The sequence below is a fragment of the Halomonas sp. ISL-56 genome, from assembly GCF_018612805.1.
Lineage (GTDB): Bacteria > Pseudomonadota > Gammaproteobacteria > Pseudomonadales > Halomonadaceae > Vreelandella.
Genome location: NZ_JAGGRO010000011.1, coordinates 528320 through 554650, shown reverse-complemented (window position 1 = coordinate 554650; position 26331 = coordinate 528320). Strand labels below are relative to the sequence as shown.

The 26331-nt window shown below is 54.9% G+C and carries 23 protein-coding genes; 14 read left to right on the top strand and 9 right to left on the bottom strand.

All coding sequences use genetic code 11. The features are described from left to right. The first annotated feature begins 160 nt into the window (after positions 1 to 160). The 6 genes from trmB (at position 161) to J7J49_RS10440 (ending at position 7023) form a co-directional block, all read left to right on the top strand. Complete coding sequence (gene trmB, locus J7J49_RS10465; protein WP_215092325.1) at positions 161 to 826, top strand: tRNA (guanine(46)-N(7))-methyltransferase TrmB; 666 nt, start codon at positions 161 to 163, stop codon at positions 824 to 826. Further along, entirely contained in the window at positions 823 to 1152 is a 330-nt protein-coding gene (locus J7J49_RS10460; RefSeq protein ID WP_064234120.1) for a DMT family transporter, read from the top strand. Before trmB ends, J7J49_RS10460 begins: the two co-directional genes overlap by 4 nt. 8 nt (positions 1153 to 1160) lie before the next feature. Then, complete coding sequence (gene dacB / locus J7J49_RS10455; protein WP_064234121.1) at positions 1161 to 2633, top strand: D-alanyl-D-alanine carboxypeptidase/D-alanyl-D-alanine endopeptidase; 1473 nt, start codon at positions 1161 to 1163, stop codon at positions 2631 to 2633. A 34-nt stretch (positions 2634 to 2667) separates the two neighbouring features. Then, positions 2668 to 3039 (top strand): diacylglycerol kinase, encoded by a 372-nt coding sequence (locus tag J7J49_RS10450; RefSeq protein WP_022522083.1) that lies wholly within the window; start codon positions 2668 to 2670, stop codon positions 3037 to 3039. Positions 3040 to 3088: 49 nt separating this feature from the next. Further along, a complete protein-coding gene (gene glnE, locus J7J49_RS10445) occupies positions 3089 to 6061 on the top strand; it encodes a bifunctional [glutamate--ammonia ligase]-adenylyl-L-tyrosine phosphorylase/[glutamate--ammonia-ligase] adenylyltransferase (RefSeq protein ID WP_064234122.1) in 2973 nt (990 codons plus the stop codon). A 68-nt stretch (positions 6062 to 6129) separates the two neighbouring features. Then, a complete protein-coding gene (locus tag J7J49_RS10440; RefSeq protein ID WP_064234123.1) occupies positions 6130 to 7023 on the top strand; it encodes an AEC family transporter in 894 nt (297 codons plus the stop codon). Positions 7024 to 7061: 38 nt separating this feature from the next. On the opposite strand, the gene J7J49_RS10435 is transcribed toward J7J49_RS10440, so the two are convergent. Then, on the bottom strand, positions 7062 to 7421 hold the full coding sequence (locus J7J49_RS10435; RefSeq protein WP_064234124.1) for a hypothetical protein: 360 nt from the start codon (positions 7419 to 7421) through the stop codon (positions 7062 to 7064). A 287-nt stretch (positions 7422 to 7708) separates the two neighbouring features. Here J7J49_RS10435 and J7J49_RS10430 point away from each other — a divergent pair, with 287 nt between their 5' ends. Both J7J49_RS10430 and J7J49_RS10425 read left to right on the top strand, forming a co-directional pair. Continuing rightward, positions 7709 to 9334 carry a BCCT family transporter gene (locus tag J7J49_RS10430; RefSeq protein WP_064234125.1) on the top strand — a complete coding sequence of 542 codons (1626 nt, stop codon included), beginning with the start codon at positions 7709 to 7711 and terminating at the stop codon, positions 9332 to 9334. A gap of 91 nt (positions 9335 to 9425) precedes the next feature. Continuing rightward, positions 9426 to 9572 (top strand): hypothetical protein, encoded by a 147-nt coding sequence (locus J7J49_RS10425; protein ID WP_165603369.1) that lies wholly within the window; start codon positions 9426 to 9428, stop codon positions 9570 to 9572. 40 nt (positions 9573 to 9612) lie between these two features. Here J7J49_RS10425 and J7J49_RS10420 read toward each other — a convergent pair whose 3' ends face one another. Genes J7J49_RS10420 through J7J49_RS10410 form a run of 3 tightly spaced genes read right to left on the bottom strand, consistent with a single transcriptional unit; the run spans position 9613 to position 12317 of the window. After that, on the bottom strand, positions 9613 to 10899 hold the full coding sequence (locus tag J7J49_RS10420; RefSeq protein WP_064234126.1) for a GGDEF domain-containing protein: 1287 nt from the start codon (positions 10897 to 10899) through the stop codon (positions 9613 to 9615). Next, positions 10896 to 11648 carry a substrate-binding periplasmic protein gene (locus J7J49_RS10415; RefSeq protein WP_240488191.1) on the bottom strand — a complete coding sequence of 251 codons (753 nt, stop codon included), beginning with the start codon at positions 11646 to 11648 and terminating at the stop codon, positions 10896 to 10898. Before J7J49_RS10415 ends, J7J49_RS10420 begins: the two co-directional genes overlap by 4 nt. Before the next feature lie 6 nt (positions 11649 to 11654). Next, positions 11655 to 12317 (bottom strand): substrate-binding periplasmic protein, encoded by a 663-nt coding sequence (locus J7J49_RS10410; RefSeq protein WP_240488192.1) that lies wholly within the window; start codon positions 12315 to 12317, stop codon positions 11655 to 11657. Between the two features lie 262 nt (positions 12318 to 12579). On the opposite strand from J7J49_RS10410, the gene J7J49_RS10405 reads away from it, so the two are divergent. The 4 genes from J7J49_RS10405 (at position 12580) to J7J49_RS10390 (ending at position 17379) form a co-directional block, all read left to right on the top strand. Then, positions 12580 to 13947, top strand: coding sequence for an MFS transporter (locus J7J49_RS10405; RefSeq protein WP_215092324.1), 1368 nt, complete (start codon positions 12580 to 12582; stop codon positions 13945 to 13947). 42 nt (positions 13948 to 13989) lie between these two features. Further along, on the top strand, positions 13990 to 14505 hold the full coding sequence (locus tag J7J49_RS10400) for a retropepsin-like aspartic protease family protein (protein WP_064234438.1): 516 nt from the start codon (positions 13990 to 13992) through the stop codon (positions 14503 to 14505). A 484-nt stretch (positions 14506 to 14989) separates the two neighbouring features. After that, a complete protein-coding gene (locus J7J49_RS10395) occupies positions 14990 to 15748 on the top strand; it encodes a winged helix-turn-helix domain-containing protein (RefSeq protein WP_064234128.1) in 759 nt (252 codons plus the stop codon). A 20-nt stretch (positions 15749 to 15768) separates the two neighbouring features. After that, positions 15769 to 17379 carry an ATP-binding protein gene (locus J7J49_RS10390; RefSeq protein WP_215092314.1) on the top strand — a complete coding sequence of 537 codons (1611 nt, stop codon included), beginning with the start codon at positions 15769 to 15771 and terminating at the stop codon, positions 17377 to 17379. Here the strand turns inward: J7J49_RS10390 and J7J49_RS10385 are convergent. After that, positions 17342 to 18280, bottom strand: coding sequence for a LysR family transcriptional regulator (locus J7J49_RS10385; RefSeq protein ID WP_215092312.1), 939 nt, complete (start codon positions 18278 to 18280; stop codon positions 17342 to 17344). The genes J7J49_RS10390 and J7J49_RS10385 overlap by 38 nt on opposite strands. 130 nt (positions 18281 to 18410) lie before the next feature. Here J7J49_RS10385 and metE point away from each other — a divergent pair, with 130 nt between their 5' ends. Beyond that, the gene (gene metE, locus J7J49_RS10380; RefSeq protein WP_215092310.1) at positions 18411 to 20708 is read left to right on the top strand and encodes a 5-methyltetrahydropteroyltriglutamate--homocysteine S-methyltransferase; all 2298 of its coding nucleotides are present in this window, start codon (positions 18411 to 18413) and stop codon (positions 20706 to 20708) included. Between the two features lie 56 nt (positions 20709 to 20764). Here metE and ppk1 read toward each other — a convergent pair whose 3' ends face one another. Together ppk1 and hemB are read right to left on the bottom strand one after the other, a co-directional pair. Next, positions 20765 to 22954 carry a polyphosphate kinase 1 gene (gene ppk1 / locus J7J49_RS10375; RefSeq protein WP_064234132.1) on the bottom strand — a complete coding sequence of 730 codons (2190 nt, stop codon included), beginning with the start codon at positions 22952 to 22954 and terminating at the stop codon, positions 20765 to 20767. Positions 22955 to 23074: 120 nt separating this feature from the next. After that, the gene (gene hemB, locus J7J49_RS10370; protein ID WP_215092309.1) at positions 23075 to 24085 is read right to left on the bottom strand and encodes a porphobilinogen synthase; all 1011 of its coding nucleotides are present in this window, start codon (positions 24083 to 24085) and stop codon (positions 23075 to 23077) included. A 199-nt stretch (positions 24086 to 24284) separates the two neighbouring features. On the opposite strand from hemB, the gene elbB reads away from it, so the two are divergent. Then, positions 24285 to 24956: an isoprenoid biosynthesis glyoxalase ElbB gene (elbB, locus tag J7J49_RS10365; RefSeq protein WP_215092307.1), complete on the top strand. Its 672-nt coding sequence runs from the start codon at positions 24285 to 24287 to the stop codon at positions 24954 to 24956. Positions 24957 to 25036: 80 nt separating this feature from the next. Here the strand turns inward: elbB and tatC are convergent, their stop codons facing one another. Together tatC and tatB are read right to left on the bottom strand one after the other, a co-directional pair. Beyond that, positions 25037 to 25828, bottom strand: a complete 792-nt coding sequence (gene tatC, locus J7J49_RS10360) for a twin-arginine translocase subunit TatC (RefSeq protein ID WP_064234135.1) — start codon at positions 25826 to 25828, stop codon at positions 25037 to 25039. Next, on the bottom strand, positions 25825 to 26331 hold the full coding sequence (tatB, locus tag J7J49_RS10355) for a Sec-independent protein translocase protein TatB (protein ID WP_215092305.1): 507 nt from the start codon (positions 26329 to 26331) through the stop codon (positions 25825 to 25827). The genes tatC and tatB overlap by 4 nt, the downstream gene beginning before the upstream one ends.

The window sequence follows — 26331 nt, the reverse complement described above, 5'->3', positions numbered from 1 at the left end:
CAATTATTGGCAACGGTCATGGCAGATCTGGCCCAGTACCATGCGCTTAATAAGGTCACTAATACATTCGTTAGGCGTGATCATAGCACCGGGTGCGCAACGCCGTCATGCCGCAAGCGTTCGAGACTGATAGAATTACGCTTTTCAGCCGAGTAATGGCATGCAGCATAATTCCCGAACAGTGACGTCTAATCAGCCAGGCCCGCACCAGGATTTGGCCCGTCGAGTAAATCGCGCGCTGACCCATCCACTGCGTAAACCGATCGCCGCACACACGCAGGGTAATTTTGCCCTGGCGGCTGAGTGGTTAGCTAGCCGTCAAGCACCGTTGATACTTGATTCAGGCTGTGGCGTAGGGGTATCGACACGCCAACTGGCGGCGCAGTTCCCCGCCCATGCGGTGATTGGCGTTGATCGTAGCGAGGATCGCCTGGGGCGGGATCACGGCAAGTTGCCTGACAATGCGCTGCTGGTAAGGGCCGATCTTGTCGACTTTTGGCGTTTGGCCTATCAAGCTGGCTGGGCGCCAGAGTACCACTTTCTGCTTTATCCCAACCCTTACCCCAAGTCGGGGCACCTGAAAATGCGCTGGCATGGGCATGCGGTTTTACCCACACTGTTGGCGCTTGGAGGGCGCCTTGAATTGCGCTCCAACTGGTCACTTTATGTTGAAGAGTTTGCTTTGGCGGTGGCGCAGGTAACCGGTCAACAGGCAGTGGTGAATGAAATTGCGCCTAAAGATGACTATTTAACGCCGTTCGAGGCTAAGTATGCTCGAAGTGGCCAGGCACTGTGGCGTTTATGTGTTGATTTGGAGCGAACATGACGTTTGTCTATCTGGTGCTGGCGATTGTGGCTGAAGTGATCGCTACGAGTGCCTTAAAGGCGTCCATGGGGTTTACCCGTCCATTGCCCAGCGTGGTGGTCGTGGTGGGCTATGGCGTAGCCTTTTATTTGCTCAGCCTGGTACTGCGTACGCTGCCGGTGGGGGTTGCCTATGCGATTTGGGCGGGCCTAGGCATTGTGCTGGTCAGCTTAGTCGGCATAGTGGTGTTCGGTGAAAAGCCCGATTTACCGGCGGTGGTGGGGATTGGCTTAATAGTAGCGGGTGTGGTCATGCTGCAAGTGTTTTCTAAAATGAATGTGCATTGAGGTATCGTATGGGTCGTTTTGCTAGTAACCGTATGCGGCGCTGGTCGCTGGTAACCGGTTTTGCCACGCTGGCGCTGTGCGCCAGTTCCAGTTTGTTCGCTGATTTTAGTCGTCTGGGACAGCTGCAAAATAAAGGCTTTTCGATTAGCGCCGAAGCCCGCCTGTTGGATGCTAACGCAGGCGCCAATGCGTTATTAGGCAGCATCACCCCGGATCGCCAGCTGTCGCCAGCCTCGGTCACTAAAGCCTATCTATCCGCGGCGGCGTTGAACCGTTTTGGCCCCCAGCACCGCTTTACCAGCCAACTGGTCAGCTCAGCTAGCGTCGATAATGGCGTGCTGCGCGGCGATTTGGTGTTTGAGGGCGGAGGGGATCCAGGCCTCACCACTGAAAACCTGTGGCGCTTGGTGCAGCGTTTGCACTTAGCCGGGGTGCGTGAGGTAGATGGCGCTTTGGTGGTTAGCCAGTGGCGCTTTGGGGCGGTGGACTGCATTACCACTGACCGCTGCAATGCGCTCAATCGGGTCGCCAATGCGTATAGCGCGCCGCTCTCTTCGGCTGGCGTTAACTTCGGCAGTTGGTGTGTCAATGTCGCCCCTGCCGCTAGCGCAGGGGCGCCTGCCCAGGTGGGACTGTGCGATAGTCAGACATCGCTGCTCACCATCGATAACCAAGTGGTCACTCGCCCGGCGAATAGTGGTACTGAAATTAGCGCTGAGCGTATCACCGATGAGCGTGGCGATGTGATGCGCTTGACCGGCCAAATTTCCACCAACGCCACTGCCCGTGATGTCTACCGTGGCGCTGGCGATGCCGCCGAAACCACCGCGCAAGTGTTGATGGGCATGTTGAATCAGGCAGGTATTCAGGTGCGCGAACCGTGGCGCGTCAGCTCGTCTCAGCCGCCCAGCAACGCCCAGCGTCTGGCCGCGGTGGACAGCCAGCCATTGCAAGAGCTATTGCTGCGCATCATGAACTACTCCAATAACTACATGGCCGATGTGCTGGCGCTAGATCTCGTCGAGATACCCCAGGCGCAACTACGTCAAGCAGGTCAGGCCATAGAGAATTATGCCCAGAGCCTGCCAGGGCATGGGCCGTTAACCCTGTATAGTGGTAGCGGACTAACCACTGAGAACCGTACTTCGGCTCAGGGTGTTAACGTGATGCTGGAAGACATGTTTCGTCAAAGCAGTCTGTTTCCAAGCTTTGTAGCGGCCTTTCAGTCACCCGCTAACGGCGTAATGCGCTTTATTCGGCGAGGCTCCCCCACGTTTCAAAACAATGTCATGATCAAAACGGGCACGCTTAACCAACCCTTTGCCGTGCGCGCCGCGGCGGGTTATTTTCGCACCGCGCAAGGGCGCTGGGGGGTGTTTAGCGTCATGGTCAATGGTAACAGCAGTACACCTTATTTAAGCTGGTCTGAGGTGCTGGATCCGTTGTCACTGGATCTTGAAGCAATGATATTAGCCAACTAATCCAACTCTACGCTCACAAGGTGAGGCGATCTGCATGAAACCTGGGCATACCGGTTTAACACATTTGGTTCACTCCACGCGTTATTCGTGGAAAGGCTTAAAAGCAGCGTTCAGAAACGAAGCGGCTTTCCGCCAAGAGGTGGGCATTACGGTGGTGTTGCTGCCACTTGCTTGGTGGATTGGCGAAGGCCCCATCAGTTGGTTACTGCTGGTGGGTAGCCTGTTTTTTGTGCTGATAGTGGAGCTGCTTAATAGTGCAATTGAAAACGTGGTGGATCGGATCGGCACTGAGCATCATGAGCTTTCTGGGCGGGCCAAGGATATTGGTTCTGCGGCGGTAATGCTGTCGCTGATTATGGCCGGTCTTACCTGGGGACTATTAGGCTGGGAAAAGTTCTTTAGCTAAGCTTATTTTCAAACCATTTATTTTTAACGCGCATGGCAGCGAGGTAGATATGCAAGTGAACGACGATTTTTTACCGTTGTCGACGCTGCCAGCGTCGTTACAAAAAATCACCCAATCTGCTTGGCAGCGGCTAAGCGATGCGCTTGTCCAAGCCGATAATGTCGCCGAGATGACCAAGCAGGAGTTGCCTTCCAGTAGCTGGCAGGGGTTATCTGAGCCGCGCCGCGAAGCCCTGGCGAGAGTGCTGGCTATTTCGACCTTTGCGCTGGATACCTTAGTGCGCCACCCCCATTGGCTAGCTGAACTGGACATCGTCGGTGAATTGGACGCAAACCCAGGGCGCGATGAGCTGGCCAGTTGGCTGAATGAGTCGCTGGAAAGCGCCGAAGATGACGCTGCCATGCAGCGGGCGATTCGCCGTTTTCGCCGTAAGCGCATGCTGGGTATTGTTTGGCGTGATCTTAACCGTGCTTCCGGCCATAGCATGTGGGATACCGCTAAGGCAGTTTCAGAACTTGCCGAAATATGTTTAGAAGCTGCTTTAACCTGGCTTGAGCAGTTTTACGCGCCGCGTTGGGGCTTACCTGCCCCGCGCAAAGATGGCTCGCCTCAGCGTCTGGTAATTTTGGGCATGGGCAAGCTGGGGGCGGGAGAGCTAAATCTCTCCTCCGATATCGATCTGATCTTTGCCTTTCCCGAAAAAGGTGAAACCCAAGGTGGGCGTAAGCCATTAGAGCACCAGGAGTACTTCACTAAGTTGGGGCAAAAGCTGATCGCCGCTCTAGACGCCATGACCGCCGACGGCTTTGCCTTCCGTGTTGATATGCGCTTGCGGCCTTTGGGTGACGGAGGGCCGCTGGTGGGCAGTTTTGCCATGCTCTCCAGCTACTACCAGGATCAGGGCCGAGAGTGGGAGCGCTACGCGATGCTGAAAGCGCGCCCGGTGGCGGGGGATCTCGATGCGGGCGACGAACTATTGGCCGGGCTGCGCCCCTTTGTATATCGCAAGTATCTCGATTTTGGCGCCATTGAGTCGCTGCGTGAACTGAAAGCGATGATCAACCGCGAAGTAAAGCGCAAAGGTATGCAGAGCAATATTAAGCTTGGCCCCGGCGGCATTCGTGAGGTTGAGTTCGTGGTACAGGCGTTCCAACTGATCCGCGGCGGCCGCGATACGGAGCTGCAGGTGACATCGCTGAAAACGGCGCTTAATCGCTTGCCCGAGCTAGGCCTGTTACCGCAAGAAGTGGTTGATGAGCTGCTGCCGGATTATGCCTTTTTACGCGATGTGGAGCACGCGCTCCAAGCGCTGGAGGATCGCCAGACACAAACCCTACCCAGTGATGATAGCGATCGTGAACGGGTCGCCTTCGCCATGAACCATGAAGACTGGCCGGGGCTGGTTGCCCAGCTTGACGAAGTACGCGATCGGGTGCGCCAGCACTTTGACGCAGTGATTGCCGACCCTGAAGAGGACGTCGACGAGGCCAATGATGATAGCCAGCTTGGCTTGGCCCAGTGGCGGCTTATTTGGCGCGGTGAGTTAGAGGCGGAGGAGGCTACAGCGCACCTTGCCGAGGCGGGTTTTAATGCGCCTGAAAAAGCCTTGAAGCGGCTGCAGAGTCTTTACCACTCTCGGCAAGTGCAAAGCATGCAGCGAATTGGCTTTGAGCGCCTGGACGCGTTGATGCCGCTGTTGCTAGACGCCTTGGCGGACAATGAGGCGCCGGATACAGCGCTTGTAAGGGTGCAACCGCTGATTGAGGCTGTGCTCCGACGTACAGCTTATCTCGCCCTGCTGCGCGAAAATCCCCAGGCACTAGAACACCTGATGCGCCTGTGTGCGGCCAGCCCATGGATAGCCGAGCAGCTGTCGCGTTATCCCATTCTGCTCGACGAGCTGCTGACCCCGGAAACGCTGTATACCCCCGCCGATAAAGCGCGCCTTGCCGATGAACTGCGCCAAACGCTCAATCGTCTGCCAGAGGATGATGAAGAGGCCCAGCTAGAGGCGCTGCGCGTTTTTAAACACGCGCAGACGCTACACGTAGCGGCGTCGGATATCGTGGGTACTCGGCACTTGATGAAAGTAAGTGATTACTTAACCTTTATCGCCGAAGTCATTCTCGATGCAGTATTGGCCATGGCGTGGAAGCATATTACTCGCAAGCATGGCGTTCCTGAGGGGCTGAACGCTCGCGAGGCTGAGTTTCTGATTGTCGGCTACGGCAAGCTGGGGGGCATTGAGCTGGGCTACAGCTCAGATCTAGACCTAGTGTTCCTTCACGATAGCGATGGGCAGGGCACGACTGACGGCCCAAGGCCTATTGATACAGCGGTGTTCTTTACCCGCCTGGGTCAGCGCATTATTCACCTGCTTACTGCGGTAACACCCACCGGCACACTTTATGAAGTGGATATGCGCCTGCGGCCATCGGGAAATTCAGGGCTATTGGTCACCTCACTTAAAGCTTTCGCTGAGTATCAGCGTCAAAATGCCTGGACCTGGGAGCATCAGGCACTGGTGCGCGCCCGAGTGGTGGCGGGTAGCGATGTGCTAGCGGAAAAGTTCAGCCAGTTGCGGGGCGATATCCTGGGCGCTGAGCGTGATAAAGCCATGTTGCGCGATGAGGTGGTCAATATGCGTCATAAAATGCGCGACCACCTGGGCAGTAAAATCACCAGCCAGACCTTCAACGTCAAACAGGATGCGGGCGGGATGGTCGATATTGAGTTTCTCTGCCAATACGCGGTGTTAGCACTTGCTCACCAAACGCCTGAGTTGCTTACCTACAGCGATAATATCCGTATTTTAGAGAGTCTTACCGAGAGTGGTCACTTACCTGCTGAAGAGGCGGAGCGCCTTCGCGAGGCGTATTTGGCGTATCGTAGTGCTACCCATCGAGCGGCGCTCACCGGTGAAAAAGCGCTCAGCGATGGTGAAGAGTTCCGTGCCCATCGCGATATCGTCACGGCGTTATGGCAGCGCTTTCTTGAGCCATCAGCGGCTAATAACACCTAGTCAAACGTATTTCGCCAGACTAATCAGGAAGTGACAGTGATGCCAAGGAGCAAGGCGGGGCGGCTCGCATGATTGGACATATTCTGGCCACCTTACTGCCGGTGTTTTTAATCGCGGGGTGTGGTGCTGCCTATGGGCGCTACCGTACGCCGGATATTCGCAGTCTCAATACGCTCAATATGGAGCTGTTTGTTCCGCTATTGGTATTTGCCGTGTTGGCCGACCGTCAAGCGCCGTTGGCAGAATATGCTTGGCTTGCTACGGCGGCCATTGCGGTAGTGCTTGGCTCGGGGGTTGTGCTGTGGCCGCTCGTCAAGTGGCTAAAGCTGGATAGCAAAATCTTCCTTCCGCCGATGATGTTTAACAACGCCGGTAATATGGGCGTGCCGCTGCTGGTGCTGGCATTTGGTGCCGAAGCGCTGCCCGCAGCGGTGGTAGTCTTTATCGTTGAAATGCTGCTGCACTTTTCGGTAGGGCTTTACATGCTTAACCCGCGCACCTCGCTGTGGCGAATGCTGCGCATGCCAATTGTACTCGCGAGTTTGGCGGGCTTAGCGGTGAATATCAGTGGACTACCGCTGCCTGGCTGGCTGCTGGAGGCGATGCATATGCTGGGCGGAGTCTGTATTCCGCTAATGCTGTTTGCACTGGGGGTTCGGCTGCTGGAAATCGACTTTAGCGATTGGCGTACCGGCATGTTGGGGGCGGTGCTTTGCCCGCTTTCCGGATTAGTGATTGCCTTGCCGTTGATGTGGCTACTGCCGCTTAATGCGCTGCAGATGGCGGTACTGCTGGTGTTTGCAGCGTTGCCCCCTGCGGTGTTGACTTATTTGGTCGCAGAGCAGTACCAGCTGGCGCCACAAAAGGTCGCTTCGCTGGTACTGATTGGAAACCTGGGGAGTTTGGTGGTGATGCCGCTCACCTTGGCGGCAGCATTTACTTGGGTGTATGCGCCCCTCTAACTTTCATCGGTAGCGCAAAAAAGTAACTAACTGCGCAATTAGCGTTCATCTTTAACTTCGTAACTACCTTCTAGCACGTCCTGATGACCTGGACGGTTGTTCGCCGACGTGGGCTCGTGGGAGTAGCCGCCACCGATATCTTGCGCCTGCTGAGCACGCATTTGATCCATACGTTTTTTCATTTTATGGCGCAGAAACGGCATCATTGCCCAGCCAATTAGTAAGAAAAACAGGCCGAGTACTACACCAACTATCATTAACGCGCCAAACGCTAGCCATGTGAATAGCAGCTTTAAGCTACCCGCCAAGCCAGTAGGTTGGGTTTGCGCAGCACGGGCACGCCATTGGTTAGCCGCTTGCCATGCAGCGTTGCGTTGATCGCGATTCATCTGTGGCATAAGAGCCTCCATCGGTTATTCGCACCCATTGGAACACAGTTGCTCTAGCAAGTTCACTGTGTGGCTGTAAGGGGAGAGAGGAGCAAAACTATTATCTAGGCGCCACTTTTTACGTACAGGTTCTGTGTGCAGTTTTTAGGTACAGTTTTTTAAGTGCAGTTTCTATGACAGTGCGATGAGGTTTTTCAACTGTTACCATTAAGCTGTACAAGGCAAGTTTTGTTGTACAAGCATGCGCTTAATACGCTGCGCTTACCTAAATAGAGCTCATCTAACAGGAAGGTTATATGGCTAATCATGGAGGCAAGTCGGTATTCATCGCATCGGTGGTGATTATCTTTGGCTTGGTAATTGTTGGAGCGTCATTTCCAGAAGGGTTTGCCAACGCGGCAGAGGGAGCGCTGACCACGATTACTGGGCTGTTCGGGTGGTTTTATCTATTTTCAGTTTTTGGTTTTGTGATTTTTCTGTTTGGACTAGCGCTGAGCAAGTACGGAAAAGTGCGCTTAGGCCCCCAGGATAGCCGGCCCAACTACACGTTTTTCTCGTGGATCAGCATGCTGCTGGCCGCAGGCTTTGGTGTTGGGCTGGTGTTCTACGGCATGGCGGAGCCCATGTTCCACTTTATCGAGCCGCCTTATGGTGACAGAACCGCTGAAACCGAGGCGGCGGCTCGCTACGCGATTCAATACAGCTACTTTAACTGGGGGATACACCAGTGGGCGGCCTTCTCGATCGTTGGTTTGATCATCGCCTACTTTCAGTTTCGCAAGGGGCAGGCGGGGTTGGTCTCATCAGTGCTGTCATCAATAACGGCTAAGAATCCTAAAATTCGCCCCTATGCTTCCTGGTTGGACGTGTTTGCGGTAGTCGCCACGGTGATGGGCGTTGCTACCTCGTTGGGCTTGGGTGTGCTGCAGATGAACGGTGGTTTGAACGCCGTTTTTGGTCTGCCGGAGAACGGTTTTTGGCAGTTTGTGATTCTTTTCGTGATGTTCTGCGCCTATATGGCATCGACTTGGTCGGGCTTGGATAAAGGCATTAAACGCCTCTCTAATCTCAATATGATTTTATGTATCGGGTTGATGCTGTATGTGCTGTTTACTGGCCCAACCGTGGCAATACTCGAAACCATCACGGTGGGCATTGGTGACTACCTGCAAAACTTTATTGGTATGAGCCTGCGCATTTCGCCCTATAGTGATAATGAGTGGGCGAGCACTTGGACAATTTTCTACTGGGCCTGGGTCATTGCTTGGTCACCTTTTGTCGGCACCTTTATTGCCCGGGTATCCCGTGGCCGTACCATCAAAGAGTATGTGTTTGGGGTGCTGTTTGTACCGCCGCTGTTAGCCTGTTTATGGATCGGCGTGTTCGGTGGCGCGGCGCTGCATATGGAGTTGAATGGCACCGACGTGGGGCTGGCTGCCGCGACTCAGAATAATATCACCGTCGCGCTATTTGAAATGTTTGAGCTGATGCCTTTTACGGGCGTGCTGTCGGTTGTAGCGATGCTGCTGATCTTTATTTTCCTGGTGACTTCGGCTGACTCGGCTTCGTATATCGTGGCGCAAATGACCGATAATGGTTCTATCAATCCGCCGCTGTATAAGCGCGTCATTTGGGGGGTGCTGATTGCTGCCATTTGCCTGACGTTGATTGCTTCGGGAGGTTTAACGGGGCTGCAGTCGGCATCGGTACTGTCGGCACTGCCGTTCACCTTTATCCTGTATATGATGGTGTTTGTGTTAGTCCAGGAGCTACGCGCAGACCGCAAAGCCATGCTGACCCAGCTTTATCGTCGCCATGGCGAAACGCCGGTGGGCGCCGACGCTTTTGAAGCCGAGCTGTTAGGTGAGGAAGAACGCCTGCGCCGTGCACCGAGTGTGGTCAACCGGCGCATTAATAGTTAGCATCACTCATCAGCACTAATAAAAAGTAACCAAGCCTGCGGTTGCGGGGCGGGGTAATTCGGGAGCAGTGACACATGAAGCGAATATGCTAATGGCGCGGCAAGGGCGCCATGGCGCGACGCGTAGGCAGTCCAAGGGGATTGCCGTTGATCGCTGGCTTGATCGGGTAGTCACCGTGGCTGTACTTACGGCAATGGTCATTGGTCTGGCTGCCGTGGCTGCGCACTGGCTACTCTAAAACGCCTGCTCTTCGTAATATTGGTGCTTAACGCCCGGCTTTATGCCGGGCGTTTGCGTGTCTCGACACGGTTTCGGCCCAGGCGTTTGGCGCGGTATAGGTGCTGGTCGGCGCGTTCAATCAGCGCTTCAGCGCTAATCAAAAAATCGGGCGACATGCTAGCCACCCCCATGCTGACAGTGAGGTCTGAGTGGGTGCTGGAGAAAGCATGGGGAATGGCCAGCGACAACACGGCTTCGCGCAAGCAGTTGGCAATGCTGACGGCGTCCTCATGATCTTGGCCCGGCAGTACACAGACAAACTCTTCGCCGCCGTAGCGGGCGAGTAAATCCCTGGCGGGGTCGATACACAGATTGAGCGCATTAGCCACCGCGCGTAGCGTATCGTCCCCCATGGCATGGCCATAGTGATCGTTAAACTCTTTAAAGTTATCGATATCGATAAAAATCACTGAGAGCGACTGCTGCGCTTGCTGTGCCAAGTGCCAGTGGCGCTGATAAAAGTCATCAAATTGGCGGCGGTTCGCCACGCCGGTTAAGCCATCCATATTTGAGAGATGATGAAGCTGGTCACGCTGCTCCAAGCCCTGCTGAAACGCTTTAAGTAAATGATCCAAACTATCCACCAGATGACCCAATTCATCATGCTGATGGCCTTTCAACACTGGCTTGAGCCATTTTCCAGGTTGGGTGGGGTCGGTTTGGGCAATCGCTGCGTGTACTTTGAGCAGCGGCCGGGTAATGAAAAAGTGGAAAAAGGTGATGATTACAAGGCTTAAAATAAACGCCTCCAAAATACTCACCCCGACCAACGTATAAATACGCGCTAAAAACTGTTGGGTTAAGTAGCCTTCCGCCAGCACCAGTTCAATTTCGCCAACGACCGCTTCCGGCATATCGCTGCCCATGTAATAAGCGAGGGAGGTTCGATAATGCAGTATATCGCCAAATAAATACTGGCTGAGCCAGGTTGAATCAGCCTGTTTGGGCCGATCAAATTCAGCCAACGCGCGGCCAAAATCATCACGAATCGACACCCATGCGACCTCATTATCATTAAATAGCCCATAGGCGATTTGGTGGGCAAGGTCGGGGTTAAGCTGGAAGGCGGCTTCTGCGGCGGCACCGTTGACGATCGTCAACTGCTGGGTGATGCGTTGTTCGGTTTCTTGACGCATTTGCGTGGCGTGACTGATAAGTTCGACACTGCCCGCTACGCTACTAATGAGCATAGCGATCAGCAGTGTGAGTAGTGCTTGCTTGGTGGTCAGGCTGCCTTTTTTAGGGTCGGGGGCTGAGAGAGAAAATCGTGGGCGAGGGCTGATCACTGGCTCTCCTCCTGCGCATTGCGGTGCAGGGTATCCAGCTGCGTTTGCAGTCTCGCCAGCAGCGCTTCAGGCACGCTAGGGTGGCAGGCGAGATAGAGGGGCGCACGGTAAAAGGTAAACAAATGCGCTAACGCGATATCCTGTTCTTGTGCCATAAATTCACCGGTTGCTTTACCTGTCACGATCACATCTAGCAGGCCCGCCTTTAAACGCGCGATATTTTCTCGCTCCGAGGGAGCCAGGAGCACATTAATGCCGCGAGAAGCAACGTAATCACCTACGGCATCTTCGCGAAAACTGCCCACCCGCCAAGCGTGTAGCTCTGAAAGCGATGCAATGCTGAGCCCGCGTTCCGCTAAACTAAATGCTGCCCACTCATTAACCACCAGCGGCCCTACCCAGTGAAACAGCGCTTCACGCTCCTGGGTGCGGGTCGTAGAGTAGACGCAGTGATTATCGCGTAAGCGTGCTTCGGTGTAAGCGCGCGCCCAAGGCCGTAGCCGAAAATAAGCCTCAATGTCAGCTTGGCGTAGCGCGTTACGTAGCAGCAACGTTGCACTGCCGATAATTTGCCCTTGGTCGTCCGTATAGTTGAACGGCGGGTACTCTTCCGTGTTAATAGTGAGCGGTAGTGCTTCTGTTGTAGCCGCTAGCGGCATCGAGTGGAGTGACATACTGTAGCTGCCGAGCGTGGTGAGCAGAGCAACGCCCATGCGGTATCGCCATCGGCGAGTAACGTCATTAGCCATCGTCAACTACCTCTGGGGCTGTTCCGCTATCACCCTGTCTAATGCCTGCTGCATCAGCGTTACCAAGCGATGGTCGGTGGCTTGGTTTATGGCAAAGTATAGCGAAGATTCACTGAGAGTGTGTATCGGGATTAACTCATCTTTAGGATAACCTTCCGACTCAGCTATCCAGACAGCCACATCTTCACTGTAAGCCCATAAATCAACGCGCCCGCGGGTTAGCATGTTGAGTGCGCTACGGTTATCAATGGCCGGTACGAGTAAGCGTTCAGGGTAACCCGCTTCTAATAGCGCCTGGGCGCCAATATCTTCCCGAATGACCGCGACGCTCAGACCGCGTTCAATCGCCTGTGATAAAGACTCAATCGTCACCGGTGCATCGCGATGGGCAAGCAGTACGACCCGATCTTGAGCAATCGGCCCTACCCAGTGAAAGTTGGCCTCTCGGGCTGGGGTGCGAGTGGTTGAGAACAGCACCGTATTCGGCTGAGTGAGTGCCAGCTCATAGCCGCGAATCCAGGGGTAGTAGCGGATGTCATGGCGGTTGAGGGGCGTTTGGGTAGCCGCAAAAATAGCGTCCAATAAATCAATTGATATACCGGTTAATTGCTGATTATCGATATAGTTATAGGGCGGGTACTCTTCCGTAATAAAGGTTAATGTTGTCAAGGTGCCGGACGCATCAGCCTGTACGTTTGCGGCGTTTGCCAGCCAGAGACATAGCACTACCATCAACCTATTTAATAGTGGTCGATATAATCGCTGTGGAGATGGCTGGGCTAACTCCATCGCAGTTTATCCCTATTATTTATCAATCAACCAAACTTAGAGCAACGCTGGTCGGCTGTCACCTCTAATCTACCAACGCAAGCCGTGGCGTCTTCCTGGTTCCTCCTGTTAGGCTTACAGCTTCCCCTGTGAGAGAAAACTAATGCTGTCTGCTAACTCTGCTAAGGCGACGGATGGCTACGCGTCGCGTCGAGAAATATTTGGCTGGGCGATGTTTGATTTTGCCAACCAGGCCTACACGCTGCTGATTATTACCGTGGTATTTGGTGAGCTATTTACCACCGTTATTGTGGGGGATCGCGGCGATAACTTCCGGCTTGCCAACTTTCTATGGAGCTTGGCCCTGGCGATTAGCTATCTGATGGTGGTTATCACGGCGCCGCTATGCGGCGCCGTGATGGATTACCGGGCAGAGAAAAAGCGCTTTTTACTGATTAGCTATTTAGCCACCGTCGTCACCACGGCGATGCTTTACTTCGTTGAACCGGGTTACGTTATCGTCGGACTGCTATTGATTGTGCTGTCCAACTACGCTTACTCCATGGGGGAGTCGTTTATCGCCTCTTTTTTACCCGAGCTTGGACCACCGCAATCGTTGGGCAAAATTTCCGGTTTTGGTTGGGCGTTAGGCTACATCGGCGGGTTGTTTGCGGCGGGGTTCACGCTAGTGGTGCTAGGCGAGGCCAGTGCGGACAACTTTGAACGCATCCGTTGGGTGGGGCCTTTTGCCGCCGGCTTTTTTCTAATTACCGCTATTCCTACGTTTTTATGGCTAAAAGAGCGCGGTACGCCCCAGCCTCGCGGCGTTTCTTATCGGCATATTGCTCTGAATCGCGTCACCGCCACTTTTCACGAGTTGCGCCATTTTAAAGACTTGACCGTGTTTTTGATATCGCTGCTGTTCTCGATGGCCGGTGTCTACATCATTATCGCGTTCGCCTTTATTTATGGTGCTCAAGTGATTGGTTGGGATGAAAGCGTGCGCAATATCATGTTTATTATTGTTCAAGTTACCGCCGCGGCAGGCGCTCTGGGGTTTGGCTGGATACAGGATCAGCTCGGCGCCAAACGCACGTACCAAATGACCTTGGCGCTATGGGTACTGGCGATTATTGCTATTTGGGCAACGCCTGAGGTGACTCAGTGGGTTAATGGGGATTTTGACCTGCAGTGGCAATCTCAGTACGTATTTCTGGTGGTCGGCTGCCTTGCTGGGCTTAGCCTAGGTTCTAGCCAATCGGCAAGCAGGGCGCTGGTGGGGCTATTTTCACCCTTGGCTAAATCAGCCGAGTTTTTTGGATTCTGGGGGTTGGCTAATAAGTTAGCGGGGGTGTTGGGCATCGTCATGTTGGGTGTCCTGCAAACGCTGATTGGCTTGCAAGCGTCTATTCTATTATGTGTTGCCCTGTTCGTTATCGCGATGCTGATTTGCGCCAGGGTCAACGAGCGCCGTGGCCGGGAGGCTGCGCTCGCCTGGGAAGCCAGCCCTATCAACAACCATAAGGCTTGAAAGGGCGCCCTGACTTCAGTGAGGTGAAGTATGGCAACGCACATGGCAAGTCGAACAACTCAGCGTGGCGGCATCGTTATGATGCTGCTGTTTTGGGTACTATTAATGGCAGTGGGCACTTGGTGGATTCACGGTGGTTTGGAAGAGATGATGCGCCCTAATGCGAATATTGTGCATACGCTGCCTGCGGGGGAACCGGTTACCTTAAAGCGTAACCGAGCCGGCCATTTTGAGTCGCCGGGGCGTATCAATGGCACGCCGGTAACCTTTTTGCTCGACACTGGCGCCACCTATGTAGCCATACCGGCCGAATTGGCAAGCGAGCTAGGTCTCGAACCTGGGCGTAGCGCTTGGTTCAATACCGCCAACGGCCGAGTAGAAGGTACCTTAACTGAACTTGATGAGGTTTCGCTGGGCGGCCTAAAAGTGCAAAATGTGCAAGGGTCAATCAGTCCCGGCATGGAACGCGACACCGTACTACTCGGCATGAGCTTTCTGAATTTATTGTCGATTGAAATACATGCGGGTGAGATGGTGTTGAGCCTTCCTGAGCAGTGAGTTCAGCTTATGGATGTACCATTGATATGAAGAGCTAAGCGGCCATGTAAAAAAGGCAGACCACTGATGGTCTGCCTTTTTGATATGCTTGAGCAAAAGTTGCTTAATATGCCTTACTCATTGGTGTCGTTTCCTTCCCCGGGTGGCGCCTTATAATGCCCTGGGATTTTTAACTTCTCCCCGTTGGGCAGGTCGCGCACTTGGGCTGGAATGTAAACACGTTTTATAACACTTTTCGTTTTGCTACTTCCCATGGCAGGCTCCCCCTGTCAGATTGTCGACAGTTAGCGTTTACACATTAGTCCTCGCTTGAGGAAGAATCAAGTTTCCGGCCTCGCGCCCAAGCCAATACGTGCAATTGTAAACGACAGAAGCGGGTGTTTTGGTGGTTTTGAGTTATCCTGAGTGCCAATCATGGGCGCCTGCGTTGATATTGGGTGAGCGGGTGAGAAAATAAACAGCCTAAGCGGAGTGCATAAAGAGGATGGTAGATCATTTGGAACAGCAATTTCAGGCACTTGAGTCGCAAGAGTCTGTAACGCCTGACTATCCCGATCAGGATCATGTTTTGATCATTGAGGATGACCAGCGTCTGGCCGAGCTTACCCGTGATTACTTGGAAGCGAACGGCTTTCAAGTAACGCTGGAAGCAGACGGTGCTAAAGGGGTCGACCGCATTTTAACCCTGCAGCCCGATCTGGTGATTTTAGACTTAATGCTGCCAGGGGAGGACGGTTTAGCGATTTGTCGCCGCGTTAGACCTAATTTTGCAGGCCCGATTATGATGCTGACCGCGCGCACCGATGACCTTGATCAGGTTTTGGGGCTTGAAATGGGCGCTGACGACTATGTGCCGAAGCCGGTTCAACCGCGGGTGTTACTGGCGCGCATGCGCGCGCTGCTACGCCGGGCGGACGGGCCAGCCCCGGACGGTGAAATGCGGCTGCGTTTTGAAAATCTGGAGATCGATAACGCGACTCGCGAAGCCTGGCTCTCGGGTGAACGTATTGACTTAACCAGCGCCGAGTTCGACCTACTTTGGCTGCTGGGTCGTAACGCAGGTCGAGTACTCACCCGTGAAGAGATATTCAGCGACCTAAGGGGCATTAAGTACGACGGCCAAGACCGTTCTATTGATGTACGCGTATCGCGTATTCGACCCAAGATTGGCGATGATCCTAATCAGCCTCACCGGATCAAAACCGTGCGCAGTAAAGGTTATCTTTTCGTCAAGGACAGTTGATCATTCAGAGGGACAGCATCATGCGGCGAGTGCTCAGTCACGGCTCGTTTTTACGCTTCTATCTGTTGCTGGGTATCGCGCTATTAGTGGTGTTTATCATCGCCCTAGCGGGGCGTTCCTTTATCGAACAGGTGCGCCGCGAAGACTACCGTGAGCAGCTTGCCGCGCTACCCATGTCGCTGATGACGCAACAGCTCGCCGCCACGCCTTTAGAACAGCGAAATACCCTGCTTGAGCGTTTTTCAGAGCAGCTCGATGTGCAACTGACTCTAGAGCCCATCAACGAAGCGGATTTGGGCTATTTTGAGCGGTCTCGGCTGGAGCGGGGCCGGATACTGGTCGCCGAAAGCCCCTGGCTCTTGCAACAGCGTCTGCCCAGCGACACCTGGCTGCTGCAAGCACGCCTTGATGACTGGAGCGAGCACCAGTGGCATGGCAGCATTGAACTGCTCGGCGAGTGGCTTGCGGCAACGCCCGCGGAAGAGCGGGATGGCCGCATTGCCCAATTACGCCAAGGGAGTTGGCCGTTGCAGCTTTTGTCGTCGATGCCTGTGGGGCTAACAGCGCAGCAGCAGGCCCAGCTGGCCAGCGGTAACGTTATCACTAAGCTAGTCTCCGATAAGCTGTCAATTACGCTGCTCTATCAGTTGCCAAGCCAGCAGTTACCAGGCGAGTCACAATGGCTGCAAGCAGGGCCTATTTCCCGCGGCGACACCCTTCCACTAAATTTACATCTGCCTCTCCTTGTCGGGCTGATGATTGTTCTCAGCCTGATTATCTATTTGATTATGCGCAGCATTGAAGCCCGCATGGCACGGCTGGAATTGGCCGCCACGCGGATTGCCAGCGGCCGCCTGGAAACCCGTGTGAAAGTTGAGAGCGGTGACTTTTTAGGCCGCTTGGGCATGGCGTTTAACGGCATGGCCAATCAGGTGCAGAGCCTGCTGCGTGGTCAGCAAGAAATGATTCGGGCGGTTTCCCACGAATTACGCACCCCCGTAGCGCGTATTCGCTTTGCCGTACAAATGGTCGAGGATATGACTGACCAGCCCGCCATTCGGCGCCAGCTTCAGGGCATTGATGCGGATATTGCCGAACTTGATGAATTAGTCGATGAAATTCTCACCTATGCGCGCCTAGGCGGGGAAACGGTGAACGGCGCCGAGCTTGAAACGGCGCTAGTAGAGTGTCGGGCTATGGCCGAGCGGGTGATTGATACGCTGTCACCGCTGCATAAAGGTTTAGCGCTGGCGCTTGCGCCGAGTCCTGAAATCGAGCTCCTGGCGGAGCCGCGCTATCTCCAGCGCGCGGTGCAGAATTTAGTCGGAAATGCCTGCCGTCATGCCAAGTCCCAGGTGGTGATTCAACTCTGGGATGAACCCAATCTGGTGCGTATAGACGTTGAAGACGACGGCCCCGGTATTCCCCCTGAAGCGCGGGCGGATATCTTCAAGCCTTTTGCCCGATTGGACGACAGCCGCGCCCGCAGCTCCGGCGGCTACGGGTTAGGGCTTTCGATTGTACAGAAAATCATGGCCGGGCACGGCGGCAGCGTGACCATCGATACCAGTCCCACCTTGGGCGGTGCGCGCTTTACGTTGCTGGTTCCACGTCGCGATCCGCCGGCTTAACCCCCGTTAGCACTGCAAAGGAGGTCTCCCGCGCAGTGCGTAAGAAATCCTGCATCCACGGCGCTTCTCGGGTCTCTTCGCGAATCGCCGCATACAGCGTGCTCCATACCCCATGTTCGCCAAGTTTCACCGCACAGACGTAATCGCGCTCTAAGTACTCGGTTAACGCCCAGTTAGGCAGCGCGCAGACGCCGCGCCCGCTGGCCACTAGCTGCATCATCATAATCGTCAATTCAGCGGTGCGGATCTCCTTAGGGCGCACATTCGCGGGCTGCAAAAATTGGGTAAAAATATCCAGACGCGACTGCTCAACAGGGTAGGTAATCAAGGTTTCCTCGGCCAGTGCCTGGGGCGCTATAAAGCCCCGACCTGCAAAAGGGTGTTGCCGGGCAACGGCCAATAGCCCTTCATAGCGAAATAGCGGCGCGTAGTGAATACCTTCAATGGGCTGGGGGTCGGCGGTGATGACCAGATCCAGCTGCTCTCGGGCAAGCGCTGGCAGCGGGTCAAAATGGTGGCCGCTGGGAATATCGATTTCTACCTCTGGCCAGTGATCACGAAAATAATCCACCGTGGGCATTAGCCACTGAAAGCAACTGTGGCACTCGATGGCCATATGCAAACGCCCTTGCTCGGTGCCTGCAAGACGCGCTAAATCGCGCTCCGCCTTGCGTACTTCAGGCAGTACTTGGTCAGCCAGGGCGAGCAGGCGCAGCCCCGCGCGGGTGAACTCCACCGGGCGGGTTTTACGCACAAACAGCGCGCTGTCCACGCGGCTCTCAAGATCTTTAAGCTGGTGCGATAGCGCCGATTGGGTCAAATGCACGCGATCGGCAGCATCGACCAGAGAGCCGGTTTCGCGCAGCGCCAGCAGCGTGCGTAGATGTCGTAACTCAATCATGTAGTGATTCAATCATATAGTGGCTCAATCATCGTGAGTATTTTTCATTTTACTATTAGAAACTTTAGTTTGATTCACTAAGGTGTGGTGCCCAGACTGTGTGAAATTATTCACGTTAGTAGGGTTCATCATGACAGTTTCTCATATTCTCGGCTATCCCCGCATCGGCGCCCAGCGCGAGCTAAAAAAAGCCACAGAAGCGTACTGGAAGGGCGAGTGCACGCGTAGCGAGCTGGAAAGCACCGGCCGTGAGCTGCGTTTACGTCACTGGCAGGCGCAGCAGGATGCAGGCTTGGATTTTGTTAGCGTGGGCGATTTCGCCTTTTATGATCAAGTGCTTAACGTAACAGTGGCGCTGGGCGCGGTGCCTGCACGCTTTAATGCCCAAGCAGAAGTGGCGGGTGGCAATATCGACCTGGATACCGTCTTCCGCATGGCCCGCGGTAGAGCGCCCACAGGTGAGCCCGCCGCGGCCTGTGAAATGACTAAATACTTCGATACCAACTACCACTACCTCGTCCCCGAACTGCACGAAGGGCAAACCTTTACCCTGGCCTCTAACCGCCTGTTTGACGAAGTGGATGAAGCGTTACGCGCGGGTTTTACCCCAAAAGTAACGCTGACAGGGCCGCTAACCTGGCTATGGCTGGGCAAGACCAAAGGCGGTGATTTTGACCGCCTGACGCTGCTCGATAGCGTACTTAATGTGTATGGCGAAATATTAGCGCGGCTCGCCACCCAAGGTATTGAGTGGGTTCAGTTGGATGAGCCAGCGCTGGTGCAGGATCTGCCGCTGGCGTGGCAGCAGGCCTATGAGCGCGCCTATCACCGTCTTCAGTCTGCGCCGCTAAAACTATTGCTAGCCACTTACTTCGGCGGCTTGGGCGATAATCTTTCCCTGGCGACCCGCCTACCCGTAGCGGGTTTGCACATTGACGCCGTACGGGCGCCGCAGCAAGTCGAGAGTGTGATTGACCGTCTCGGCCCCCACCAGGTGCTATCGGTGGGTTTTGTTGATGGCCGCAATATCTGGCGGGCCGATTTGGCTGCCTTGCGCGAACGTCTGCTGCCGTTAAAGGTGCGCCTGGGCCAGCGGCTTTGGCTGGCACCGAGCTGTTCGCTGCTACATGTGCCGGTGGATCTGGCCCAGGAGACGGCGCTTGACGATGAACTGATCAGCTGGCTGGCCTTTGCGCGGCAGAAGCTAGACGAGGTGGTCACCCTGGCGCGCTTGATCGATAACCGCGCCACGCGCGCCGACGAGCAGCGCCTGGATCAGGCCACTCGGGCGCTGGATGTCCGGCGTGAATCATCACGTATTCACCAAACTGTGGTCAGTCAGCGTTTGGCGGCGATTAGCGCCGCCGATAGCCAACGCCAGGCGCCTTATCCTGTTCGCGCTGTGGCTCAGCGGCGAGCGCTTAAGCTGCCGCTTTTCCCCACCACGACGATTGGTTCTTTCCCACAAACCGATGATATTCGTGCCGCCCGGCGCACCTTTAAGGCCGGTGAGCTGTCGCTAGCCGACTACGAAGCCCGTATGCAGGCCGAAATTGCCTACGCTGTCGCGCGCCAGCAAGCCTTGGCTATCGATGTGCCGGTACACGGCGAAGCCGAGCGCAATGATATGGTGGAGTACTTCGGCGAGCAGCTAGACGGGTTTGCCTTTACCCGCTTTGGCTGGGTGCAGAGCTACGGTTCACGCTGTGTTAAGCCGCCGGTGATTTTTGGTGATGTTTCGCGCCCTAGGCCGATGACGGTACGCTGGAGCGAGTATGCCCAGAGCCTGACCGACAAACCCATGAAGGGCATGCTGACCGGGCCGGTGACGATTCTACAGTGGTCGTTTGTACGCGATGACCAGCCGCGGGAAACCACCTGCCGCCAGATTGCCTTGGCGCTGCGCGATGAGGTGCTGGATCTTGAAAAAGCGGGGATCAAGATTATTCAAATCGACGAACCGGCGCTGCGTGAAGGGCTGCCGCTTCGCCAGCATGAGTGGCAGGCGTACCTTGATTGGGCGGTGGAAAGTTTCCAGCTAAGCGCCGCAGGCGTGGCCAATGCCACCCAGATTCATACCCATATGTGTTATTCAGAGTTCAACGACATCATTGGCGCGATTGCAGCCCTTGATGCCGATGTGATCACCATCGAAACGTCGCGCTCCGATATGCACCTGTTGGATGCCTTTCAGGATTTCGCCTATCCCAACGAAATCGGCCCTGGGGTTTACGATATCCACACCCCCAATATTCCCGAGGTGAGCTGGATGGTCGATTTGATGGAAAAAGCCCTGGAAAAAATCCCCGCCGAACGGCTGTGGGTAAACCCGGACTGCGGTCTAAAAACCCGCAACTGGGCGGAAGTAGAGCCAGCGCTGGCCAATATGGTGGAAGCGGCCAAGTTACTTCGCCAACGCTATGCATAATGGTTAGAGGTCAAAATCAACCCCGCTAAGCAGCGGGGTTTCTGGTGCTTAGATACCTAGCTTTTCGATGCATAAGCGTAGAGCAGGGTCTCCTGGGCGCTGATCGCGTCGGCATCACCGGGGTCTTGTAGCTGATAACTGCCGTCGGTCTGCAGCAGCCAGCTTTGGCAGTTATCCACCAGGTAGGTTTCGAGATCCTTGCGCACCCGGGTGGCGAGCTTTTTGTCTAGTAACGGAAAGCAGGTCTCTACGCGGTGGAACATATTGCGTGACATAAAGTCGGCGCTAGAGCACCAGGTCTCCGACTTGCCATCATTGTGGAAGTGAAAGACCCGAGTATGTTCCAGCAAACGGCCAATAATCGAGCGCACGCGAATGTTGTCTGAGACGCCCGGTATGCCGGGTTTCAAACAGCACATGCCGCGAATAATTAAGTCGCACTCAACCCCTGCCTGGGAGGCACGGTAGAGCGCCTTAATAAGCTTGGGCTCAGTTAACGAGTTGCACTTAATGATGATATGCCCGCGCTTTCCCTTACGCGCTATCTGCGCTTCCCGGTCAATCATTGCCACCAAGCGCTCATGCAGGGTGAAAGGCGCATGCAATAGCGTGTCGATTTTGCGCGCGCGGCCCATCCCCGACAACTGTTGAAACACCTTATGCACATCCGCACATAGCGCTTTGTTGGCGGTCAGCAGGCTGTAGTCGGTATACAGTTTGGCGGTTTTAGCGTGATAGTTGCCGGTGCCCAGGTGGGCGTAGTAGCACAGCTCACCTTTCTCGCGGCGCACAATGTGGAGCATTTTGGCATGAGTCTTGTAGGCCATAATGCCGTAGACAACAATTGCGCCCGCTTCCTGCAGGCGTGAAGCCAGCTGTAAGTTGTCAGCTTCATCAAAGCGCGCACGCAGCTCAATGACCACGGTGACTTCTTTACCCTGGCTGGCCGCTTCCACCAGGGCGTTAACAATGGCTGAGTCTGCGCCCGTGCGGTAAAGGGTCTGCTTCACCGCCAGGACATGTGGGTCACGGGCGGCTTCGCGCAGCAGGTCTTCAATCGGCGTAAACGACTGGAAGGGATGATGGAGCAGAATGTCGTTCTTGGCGATAGCGTCAAACAGGCTGCCTGCTTTGAGTGCTTTGGGAATGCTGGGGGTGAACGGCCGATAAAGCAGTTCGGGGCGATCTACGTCCCCTAGTACCGACATCATGCGGGTTAAGTTGACCGGCCCTTTAACGCGATATAGGTCGCCGTTATCGAGCTCAAACTGGCGCAGTAAAAAGTTGATTAAGTCATCAGGGCAGCTGTCGGCGACTTCCAGGCGCACGCCGCTGCCGTAGCGGCGTGCCAACAGCTCGCCACGCAGCGCCGAGGCGAGATCCGAGACCTCCTCAGGGTCAACGCTCATATCCGCGTTGCGGGTTAGCCGGAACTGATAGCAGCCGCGCACGCTCATGCCGGGAAATAGCTCCTCGGCGTGGGCATGGATCATCGACGAGAGGAAAACATACTCAGAAAAACCCTCCTCGCAAATCTCCTTGGGCAGTGCCATCAGGCGCGGCAGCGAACGCGGCGCGGGTAGAATCGCCATCCCTCCGGCGCGCCCAAAGGCATCTTTGCCCTCCAGCTCAACGATAAAGTTAAGGCTTTTATTGACCAGGCGCGGGAAGGGGTGCGAGGGGTCAAGCCCTATCGGGCTGATGACCGGCATAATTTCATTATCGAAAAAGGCCTTCACCCAGGCTTTTTGCTTGGAAGTCCACTGATCGCGGCGCCGAAAGCGCAGCCCATGGGTTTCCAACGCTGGCAATAAAGTGTCGTTGAGTATCTGATACTGGCGGTCAATTTGGGCGTGAGCAAGCTGCGAGATCTCCGCCAACACTGCTTTGGGCAGCCGGCCGTCGGCGGCAGTGGTATCGTCGCCCAGGGCAATTTGGTGCTTCAAGCCTGCCACGCGGATCTCGAAAAACTCATCCATGTTGGAGGAAAAAATCAGCAGGAACATTAATCGGTTGAGCAGCGGGTGGGCGTCGTCTAAGGCCTGCTCCAGCACGCGGATATTGAACTGTAGATGTGACAGCTCACGGTTAAAGTAGAGCTGAGTGTCGTCAAGATCCGTTTCAGGCAGCTCTTCACGCGCTTGAACACCGGTCGGGGTGCGATTGATCCGCAGCGGCATATCGCCGTCGCTGCTGGTGTAATCAGTAGACGATAGTGGTAATGAATCTGATGCTTGATCGTCCATGGTGGATCTCCCCGCGTTGATAGCTCGAAGGTATCATAGCCTGATACTTGTTTATCAGTAGAGTATGCGGGGAGAAGATGACAAATAAGTGTCACCTGGTTGTCATCTTAGCGTTATTGGTTAGCGTTGCTGGAGTAAACGCGCGGCGTCGAGGGCAAAGTAGGTCAGAATGCCATCCGCGCCTGCCCGTTTGAAACACATCAACGACTCTAGTATCACTGGCTCCGCTGCCAACCAGCCGTTATCGAAAGCGGCGCGGTGCATGGCGTACTCGCCGCTGACCTGGTAGGCGAAGGTGGGTACCTGCAGTTCGCTTTTTACCCGGCGCACGATATCCAAGTAGGGCATGCCGGGTTTGACCATTACCATATCGGCGCCCTCGGCGATATCCATGGCCACTTCGTGCAGCGCTTCATCGCTATTGGCGGGATCCATTTGATAGGTACGTTTGTCTGCTTTGCCCAAGTTGGCAGCTGAACCGACCGCATCCCGGAAAGGGCCATAGTAGTGTGACGCGTACTTGGCGCTGTAGGCCATAATACGTACGTTGTGCAGGTGTTCTTGCTCGAGTACTTGGCGAATTGCGCCAATCCGACCATCCATCATATCGGAAGGGGCGACCACGTCGGCACCGGCTTCGGCATGGGAAAGCGCTTGTTTAAGCAGCGTGTCTACCGTGCGGTCATTCTGCACGTAGCCGTGCTCATCAAGAATACCGTCCTGGCCGTGGCTGGTATAAGGGTCAAGGGCCACATCTGTGATAATACCTAAGTCTGGCAGGGCTTCTTTAAGAGCGCGTACGCTGCGCTGGACTAAACCGCTGGCGCTATAGGCCTCTTCGGCAAGCTCACTCTTGTGCTCAGGCCCGACCACAGGAAACAGCGCCAGCGCCGGGATGCCCAGTGCATATGCCTCGCGGGCTTGCTCGATCAACAGGTCGATCGAGAGCCGCTCAACGCCGGGCATGGAGGCGATGGCTTCGCGCTGATTTTCTCCCTCTAACACAAACACCGGCAGAATTAGGTCGGATGGGGTTAGGCTGTTCTCCTGCATCAACCGGCGTGAAAAATCATCGCGGCGCATACGGCGCATACGCGTGGCGGGAAAATGACGGGCAGTGGGTGTACTCAAGGGAGCTCTCCATTAGAAGTCATAAAAACAGGTAACGCGAACATTAAGGATCGTAAATAAACATGCTCGAAGGCCTGAAGGAAGTATATCAGCCATGCCTTGCGGCGAAAGCCGCCTTGTGACAATACGACAGACTGACTAAAGTGGACGATTGCTTTGCTGTATTGCGTTCGGCAGACCCTGGGATAAGGAGATAGGCATGACCAAACAGGTGGCAGTGATTTTAGCCGGCTGCGGCGTTTACGATGGCTCGGAAATTTATGAGACCACGCTGACGCTGCTGCGCCTGGATCAGTTGGGGATAGATTACCGTTGTTTTGCCCCGGACATTGAGCAGCACCATGTGGTTAATCACCTCACCCAAGACGTCGTTGAGGGCGAGCAGCGTAACGTTCTGCTAGAGTCTGCCCGCCTGGCGCGGGGCGACATTAGTCCATTGGACGAGTTAGTGGCGGATGATTTTGATGCGGTCATTGTCCCCGGTGGTTTTGGCGTCGCCAAGAACCTGTCGGACTTTGCCAGCGCCGGTGACAGTATGCAGGTGTTAGAGGTCTTAAAAGAGGCGCTGACCGGCTTCCGGCAAGAAAATAAGCCGATTGGTTTGATGTGTATTGCGCCCGTCATCGTGCCCCGGCTGTTCGATGATGGCATCGCGGTGACGGTGGGCAATGACCCAGCGGTTTCTGGGGCGATTAGTGCCATGGGCGGGCTTCACCGGAGTTGTGGGGTAGAAGATATCGTGGTGGATATTGAACACCGCGTGGTAACTACCCCAGCCTATATGTTAGCAACGCGAATTAGCGAGGCCGCAACCGGTATCTTTAAACTGGTAGACCGCATCAATGAAATGATGGATTTAACCACTGCTTAAATAACTGTGAGCCATTTAAAAGCCGCCGCCATCATTGATGGCGGCGGCTTTTTTAATTATTCATCAGCCAATTGCCAGCGCTATACGTCGGCTTCTTGATCTTCAGCAGTCTCTTGCTCTTGTTTGCGTTTGCGCACCAGGCGGCCAAACAGCAGCCCAACTTCATACAGCAGATACATCGGAATCGCCAGCAGGCTCTGAGAAATCACGTCCGGCGGGGTGAGTAGCATGCCGACCACGAAGCAACCTAGCAGAATATAAGGGCGCTTTTTAGACAGGCTCTCTACTGTGGTAGCGCCAGAGAGGATAAGCAAGAAAGTCGCAATGGGAATTTCAAACGCTACGCCAAAGGCAAAAAACAGCTTAAGCACGAAGTTCAGATACTGGTTAATGTCGGTCATGACAGCGACATTTTCCGGCCCGGTTTGGGTGAAAAACTCAAAGAGCAGCGGAAACACCACGTAGTAAGCAAACGCCGCGCCGCCGTAGAACAGCGCAATACTTGAAACCAGAATCGGCACCGCCAGCGCTTTCTCATTATCGTAAAGCCCCGGGGCGATAAACGCCCAGGCTTGGTGCAGTACGAAGGGAATAGCGATAAACACCGCCACCACCAGGGTAAGCTTGAATGGCGCCAAGAATGGCGAAGCGACTTCCGTGGCGATCATTTGCGAGCCTTCAGGCAGTAGCGCCATTAACGGCTCGGCAACAAACGTATAGATATCATTGGCAAAGGAGTAGAGGCCCAAGAAGACCACCAAAATCACAATCACGGCCCGCATTAGCCGTGAGCGTAGCTCAATCAGGTGCTCAATCAGGGGGGCTTGGCTGTGTTCTTCCTGCGGCTCCTTTGAATCGCCAGACATACTCATTGGTGATTACGATCCTTTTCAGATTCAGCCTTATTAGGTGCAGCTGATTCAGGTTTAGCCGTTTCTGATCCGGCCTGGCGGGAGGGCGCTGCCGGGGCGGAAGACGGCGAAGGCGTTTCTTCACGCACCGTTTGTAGGGCGTCATCCAATCGAGCGCTAGCCTTGGCAACCCGCTGTTCAGTATCGCTCTGCGCTGCTTTGGCCGGTGGCGTTTCTGCCTTTTTAGCATTAGCACCGGCGGGGGCATCGGCAATGCTCTCTACATCCAGCTTCGCTTTCTGCAAACTGTCATCGAGCTTCTTCTGCTGTTCGTTGAGTTTTTGACGCAGCTCTTCTGCTTCCAACTGGGCGCTGATTTCACGCTGCATGCCGGATACCGTGCGCTTAATTTTGCCAATCCACATACCCGTCGTTCGGGCAGCACGGGGCAGCCGCTCCGGGCCAAGCACCAGCAGCCCGACGATACCAATCAGCATCAGTTCAAGAAAGCCGATATCCAGCAT

Bases quoted from the DNA above. Each gene is read 5' to 3' on its own strand.
- J7J49_RS10415 (WP_240488191.1), bottom strand. From the start codon at position 11,648: ATGGCTAATGACGTTACTCGCCGATGGCGATACCGCATGGGCGTTGCT.
- J7J49_RS10460 (WP_064234120.1), top strand. From the start codon at position 823: ATGACGTTTGTCTATCTGGTGCTGGCGATTGTGGCTGAAGTGATCGCT.
- dacB (WP_064234121.1), top strand. From the start codon at position 1,161: ATGGGTCGTTTTGCTAGTAACCGTATGCGGCGCTGGTCGCTGGTAACC.
- J7J49_RS10390 (WP_215092314.1), top strand. From the start codon at position 15,769: ATGCGGCGAGTGCTCAGTCACGGCTCGTTTTTACGCTTCTATCTGTTG.
- J7J49_RS10405 (WP_215092324.1), top strand. From the start codon at position 12,580: ATGCTGTCTGCTAACTCTGCTAAGGCGACGGATGGCTACGCGTCGCGT.
- trmB (WP_215092325.1), top strand. From the start codon at position 161: ATGCAGCATAATTCCCGAACAGTGACGTCTAATCAGCCAGGCCCGCAC.
- J7J49_RS10385 (WP_215092312.1), bottom strand. From the start codon at position 18,280: ATGATTGAGTTACGACATCTACGCACGCTGCTGGCGCTGCGCGAAACC.
- glnE (WP_064234122.1), top strand. From the start codon at position 3,089: ATGCAAGTGAACGACGATTTTTTACCGTTGTCGACGCTGCCAGCGTCG.
- J7J49_RS10400 (WP_064234438.1), top strand. From the start codon at position 13,990: ATGGCAAGTCGAACAACTCAGCGTGGCGGCATCGTTATGATGCTGCTG.
- J7J49_RS10435 (WP_064234124.1), bottom strand. From the start codon at position 7,421: ATGCCACAGATGAATCGCGATCAACGCAACGCTGCATGGCAAGCGGCT.
- tatC (WP_064234135.1), bottom strand. From the start codon at position 25,828: ATGAGTATGTCTGGCGATTCAAAGGAGCCGCAGGAAGAACACAGCCAA.
- J7J49_RS10425 (WP_165603369.1), top strand. From the start codon at position 9,426: ATGGCGCGGCAAGGGCGCCATGGCGCGACGCGTAGGCAGTCCAAGGGG.
- tatB (WP_215092305.1), bottom strand. From the start codon at position 26,331: ATGCTGGATATCGGCTTTCTTGAACTGATGCTGATTGGTATCGTCGGG.
- metE (WP_215092310.1), top strand. From the start codon at position 18,411: ATGACAGTTTCTCATATTCTCGGCTATCCCCGCATCGGCGCCCAGCGC.
- J7J49_RS10395 (WP_064234128.1), top strand. From the start codon at position 14,990: ATGGTAGATCATTTGGAACAGCAATTTCAGGCACTTGAGTCGCAAGAG.
- J7J49_RS10450 (WP_022522083.1), top strand. From the start codon at position 2,668: ATGAAACCTGGGCATACCGGTTTAACACATTTGGTTCACTCCACGCGT.
- ppk1 (WP_064234132.1), bottom strand. From the start codon at position 22,954: ATGGACGATCAAGCATCAGATTCATTACCACTATCGTCTACTGATTAC.
- J7J49_RS10430 (WP_064234125.1), top strand. From the start codon at position 7,709: ATGGCTAATCATGGAGGCAAGTCGGTATTCATCGCATCGGTGGTGATT.
- elbB (WP_215092307.1), top strand. From the start codon at position 24,285: ATGACCAAACAGGTGGCAGTGATTTTAGCCGGCTGCGGCGTTTACGAT.
- J7J49_RS10440 (WP_064234123.1), top strand. From the start codon at position 6,130: ATGATTGGACATATTCTGGCCACCTTACTGCCGGTGTTTTTAATCGCG.